This is a genomic window from Paenibacillus sp. P4_A7 (assembly GCF_056402455.1).
In genome coordinates this window covers 1-3,524 of the sequence record NZ_JBFUHJ010000534.1, presented here as the reverse complement: position 1 = coordinate 3,524, position 3,524 = coordinate 1, and the positions used below count along the sequence as shown (strand labels likewise).

Here is a 3,524-nt window from a genome sequence, read left to right as displayed (position 1 = left end):
GCGTTATACTTTGATAATGTTATTTTTTCATACGATGTAGGTCTAGCAAAGCCAGATATACAAATCTATTTATTAGCATGTAAACAGTTGGATGTACAGCCTAAAGAAGTGGTATTTGTTGGCGATGGCGGTTCTGATGAACTGCGAGGCGCACATGATGCCGGTATGAGAGTGTATCATGCAACATGGTTTAACACCTATATCAAAAGCGACTTTGTAAAACTGCACCATCCAAATCAGTTAGTTAAAGAACTTTTTGGTTAGCAAAAACGAATTCTGTTATTTATGTTAGTGTATGAGTAAAGATTGAATATTGGAGTGAATGAAATGAAACCTGTAGATGATAATATTGTGCTGGATATACAACCCGCTTCTGTTGAAGATGGACCAATCATATTGGATCTTTGGCGACAATCAGCGAAGTGGCTGCAGTCTAAGGGCATTAAGCAATGGAATCCGGATAATTTTAAAATAGAACAAATAGCAGAATGGCTAGAAAAAGGGGCGAATATTTATCTTGCGAGACTAGACAGCGAGGTTGTAGGCACTCTTTTAATTATCTGGACTGATCCATTAGTTTGGGATGAATTGAATGATCAGGAATCGGGTTATATCCATCGATTTGYTGTGAGCAGACAGCATACAGGTTCTGGGATTGGTAAATTGCTCATGGATTGGGCAGAGAATCAGATCAGACTGAAGAGGAAAAAGATAAGGCTGGATTGTATGGCAGACAATATTCGGTTGAATCAATATTATCAGAGCCGTGGTTATCGACTAGTAAGAGGGAAGAAATGGGATCATTTTAGCGCGAATCTATATGAAAAGAATTAAAGTTACTCAAGACTTCGCATAGAGGTGTTAGAAGTGATAATATGGATAAATGGTGCGTTTGGAGCGGGGAAAACACAATCCGCCTTCGAGCTGAACAGAAGAATAGAAAACTCCTATGTATATGATCCCGAAAATGTTGGCTATTTTATTCAGAAGAACATGCCTCAATCTATACATAAAAGTGACTTCCAACATTATCCGATGTGGCGCAGCTTTAATTATTCCATGTTGAAGCATCTTGATCATGATTACAAAGGGACTATAATTGTTCCAATGACTGTTGTAAATGTGGATTATTTCAATGAAATTGCCGGCAAGCTTCGTGAAGATAACATCCTTATTAATCATTTTACGCTATGTGCTTCTAAGGAGCGGCTGCTGAAAAGATTAAAGAGTCGCGGAGATGGTAATCAATCGTGGGCAGCCCAGCAGATTGATAGATGTATGGCTGGATTGGCTGATGAAACGTTTCAGCATCATATCGATACGGAGCATATGACTGTGAGTGACAACGTGGCGTATATTGCGGAAAGATTGAGCATCAGTTTAATTCCAGACAACCGCGGAGCAGTAAGAAGAGTATATGACCGAGTGAAAACACAATTTCAACAAATTAGGTTTTAAATGATTATAAATCTTTAGGAGGAACAACTATGTCTAACATCATGCAAAATAAAGTAATCGTCGTAATGGGTGTCGCAAATGAAAGAAGTATTGCCTGGGGTGTAGCCAAATCCCTTCATGGCCAAGGTGCAAAGCTAATCTTTACGTACCGCAAAGAAAGATCATTAGGAAAGCTGCAGAAATTGCTGCTAGATCATCAAATGGAGGCATTACAGACTGTGTCATGTGATGTATTAGATGATGAAAGTGTAATCGCTGCTTTTAAAGAGATTGAAGCTGCGACGGAAACGATCCATGGTCTCGTTCATTCCGTTGCTTTCGCTGACAAGGATGAGCTGCAGGGTGAGTACTTGGATACAACGAGAGAAGGCTACTTAATTGCTCAAAATGCGAGCTCATATTCTTTGGTAGCTGTTGCTCGAGAGGCGAAGCGATTAATGACGGACGGTGGAAGCATTGTAACTCAAACTTATATCGGTGCAGAACGAGTAGTGAAAAACTACAATGTAATGGGTGTAGCGAAGGCAGCATTAGAAGCTAGCGTCAAATATTTGGCCGAGGACCTTGGAAAGCACGGGATAAGAGTTAATGCTGTATCGGCAGGGCCGATTCGTACGTTAGCGGCAAAAGGGGTATCTGGTTTTAATGATATTATGTCAACCATTGAAGATAGAGCACCGCTAAGAAGGAACATCGATCAGGATGAAGTTGGTGATGCGACAATGTTTTTACTCAGTAATCTAGCTAGAGGAATTACAGGCGAAACCCTTCATGTGGACGCTGGTTATCACATTTTAGCATTGTAAGAATGATTACCACCTGTATGCGTATAGGTGGCTTTTTTTTTAGAACACGGAATATAAGGAGAGTCCAATGCAAATAGACATTAAGCAGTTAACCTCGCAACAGCTGGCTGATGATTGGAAAGCTGCTTTTGCCGAGCATCAAATTCATCGACCTGATGAGTATTATTCAAATTGCCTAAAGGAAAACGAGACTGGCAAACGTGTGACATTATTAGCTTATATCGACGATATACTTGTTGGTTGTTCTCATCTGAAGTACAACTCTGATTATCCTTACTTTAATGAACTACAAATTCCTGAAATCAATGATTTGAATGTGTTTATCCCTTACCAGAGACAAGGCGTTGCTAATACATTAATCGAACATTTTGAATCAATTGCTTCGAAGACCTGTGCCCGAATTGGGATCGGTGTTGGTTTATATAAGGATTATGGAAATGCTCAAAGGATTTATTGCCGAAGGGGTTATATTCTGGATGGTAACGGCGTTATGTATAATAACGAGCCGGTAGCTCCAGGAGCGATGGTATGTGTGGATGATGATTTGAATTTGTTTTTTACTAAAGACCTCTAATAAAGACACAGGAGAACAGAAAATGATTACTTATAATATTTGCTTTATCCGGCGAGGGCAAGAGATTTTATTACTGAATCGAGAAAAACCGAGCTGGATGGGATGCTGGAATGGTGTAGGCGGTAAAATAGAGAAGTCAGAGTCTCCCCGAGATTCGATGATTCGAGAATTGTATGAGGAGACCAGCATTAAAGATTATAATGTACAATTCAAAGGGTTTACAACTTGGACTAGTGATGGTTCGAACTTCGGTGGTATGTATATGTATTTTGTGGAAATGCCTGAGGATTTTGAATACATAACGCCAATAAAGACAAGTGAAGGCATACTGGATTGGAAAAAAATCGATTGGATCATGAATCCTAACAATGTAGGGGTTGCTTTTAGTATTCCAAAAACTCTTGAAGCACTGCTCTATGATTCCAATTGCTATGAGTATCACTGTGTCTACGATAAGGGTGTATTGCTAAATTTCAAATCAACACAAATACCATCTGCAATGGAAACAAACGAAACAATGCGTGAGCAATACTTTAATAAGTATTATGTGGTTTAAGGAGACTTGTTGACTTTATGGAGACGGATACTTGCCTTGGATGTAGGATTGCCAATCAGCTCGTAGATGTAAATGTTGTTTTTGAGGATGAGCTTATAAGCTGTGTACTTGATATTGCACCATTTAACGA

General features: G+C 39.4%; 6 protein-coding genes. All 6 read left to right on the top strand.

Going from position 1 to position 3,524, the window contains the following annotated elements; all coding sequences use genetic code 11:
• Positions 1–264 (top strand): HAD family hydrolase (locus AC1DWN_RS30510; protein WP_477562615.1); only part of this gene is annotated, 264 nt, incomplete at its 5' end.
• Positions 265–327: 63 nt separating this feature from the next.
• Entirely contained in the window at positions 328–834 is a 507-nt protein-coding gene (locus AC1DWN_RS30505) for a GNAT family N-acetyltransferase (protein WP_477562614.1), read from the top strand.
• Positions 835–867: 33 nt separating this feature from the next.
• On the top strand, positions 868–1,458 hold the full coding sequence (locus tag AC1DWN_RS30500; RefSeq protein ID WP_477562613.1) for a DEAD/DEAH box helicase family protein: 591 nt from the start codon (positions 868–870) through the stop codon (positions 1,456–1,458).
• 29 nt (positions 1,459–1,487) lie between these two features.
• Positions 1,488–2,264, top strand: a complete 777-nt coding sequence (gene fabI / locus AC1DWN_RS30495; RefSeq protein ID WP_477562612.1) for an enoyl-ACP reductase FabI — start codon at positions 1,488–1,490, stop codon at positions 2,262–2,264.
• A 67-nt stretch (positions 2,265–2,331) separates the two neighbouring features.
• Positions 2,332–2,838: a GNAT family N-acetyltransferase gene (locus AC1DWN_RS30490; RefSeq protein ID WP_477562611.1), complete on the top strand. Its 507-nt coding sequence runs from the start codon at positions 2,332–2,334 to the stop codon at positions 2,836–2,838.
• Positions 2,839–2,860: 22 nt separating this feature from the next.
• Complete coding sequence (locus tag AC1DWN_RS30485) at positions 2,861–3,394, top strand: NUDIX hydrolase (protein WP_477562610.1); 534 nt, start codon at positions 2,861–2,863, stop codon at positions 3,392–3,394.
• The last annotated feature ends 130 nt before the right edge of the window (positions 3,395–3,524 follow it).